A 628-nucleotide genomic window follows, 5' to 3' on the forward strand; every position below is an offset into this window, starting at 1 on the left:
ACGTACTAGGTGAATTAATGAACCAGCTAGTTGGTGACTTCACTAATAAGATCCGCAAAGAGCTGCAAACCAACATCACTCAAAACCAACCGAAGATGCTGGCACTGAACAAGCAAGTAAACCTTTCCGTTGATACTAACCTTGATCGCCCACAGGCTCGTCGTGTGACCTTCTCAACTGAAAACAATAATATCTTCTACCTTGAGCTGGCTATGGACAAAACAGAGTTCATCCAACTAGAAGAATTTGAGATTGCAGAAGACGAGTGCCCAGACAGCATTCTTGAAGCAACTCAGAAAAAGATGCAGGAAGACAATAAGCCAACACAAAGCTCAGGCAACGATTCAGCAGCCGATCTGCTTGATGAACTGGGTATCTAGTTTGCGAATGCTCTAGTCATTACCAAAAACCCGGTCACTAACGCCATCTATCTTCTTGATGGCGTTTTTGTTTATGCTCCAAAGTCCGTTTTGCTTAATTAATTGTTACGAACCCAACTCGCCCACTGAGTGAGTTTTGCTTTCTGTTACCCGCCAAAACATGTAAAATGTCGGACTTTTCAAAATTTGCGGTAATGATTAAGTAGTCGATGGATAAGAAAAAAGCCCTAAAGAAAATAGCTAAGTGT

The 628-nt window shown here is 41.9% G+C and carries 1 protein-coding gene; it reads left to right on the forward strand.

Annotation, left to right across the window (positions count from 1 at the left end):
• Nucleotides 1–380: DUF3334 family protein (locus tag BCT81_RS03080; RefSeq protein WP_133152509.1), on the forward strand; the 380-nt coding region annotated here is incomplete at its 5' end.
• Between the last annotated feature and the right edge of the window lie 248 nt (nt 381–628).

It is taken from the genome of Vibrio sp. 10N.261.52.A1 (assembly GCF_002876325.1).
GTDB lineage: Bacteria > Pseudomonadota > Gammaproteobacteria > Enterobacterales > Vibrionaceae > Vibrio > Vibrio chagasii.